Source organism: Apilactobacillus pseudapinorum (assembly GCF_040369555.1).
In the GTDB taxonomy this organism is placed as follows: domain Bacteria; phylum Bacillota; class Bacilli; order Lactobacillales; family Lactobacillaceae; genus Apilactobacillus.
This window is the reverse complement of sequence record NZ_BAABVU010000002.1, coordinates 1-378: the sequence shown is the minus strand read 5'-3', so window position 1 is coordinate 378 and position 378 is coordinate 1. Positions and strand designations below refer to the sequence as shown.

Below are 378 nucleotides of genomic sequence, written 5' to 3'. Positions count from 1 at the left end.
GTAGCACGTGTGTAGCCCAGCTCATAAGGGGCATGATGATTTGACGTCATCCCCACCTTCCTCCGGTTTATCACCGGCAGTCTCACTAGAGTGCCCAACTAAATGCTGGCAACTAATAATAAGGGTTGCGCTCGTTGCGGGACTTAACCCAACATCTCACGACACGAGCTGACGACAACCATGCACCACCTGTCATTCTGTCCCCGAAGGGAACGCCTAATCTCTTAGGTTGGCAGAAGATGTCAAGAGCTGGTAAGGTTCTTCGCGTAGCATCGAATTAAACCACATGCTCCACCACTTGTGCGGGCCCCCGTCAATTCCTTTGAGTTTCAACCTTGCGGTCGTACTCCCCAGGCGGAATACTTAATGCGTTAGCTG

General features: G+C 51.9%; 1 rRNA gene. It reads right to left on the bottom strand.

The annotated features are described in order from the left end of the window. Window positions 1-378, bottom strand: a 16S ribosomal RNA gene (locus ABWU86_RS00010); the annotation flags it as partial.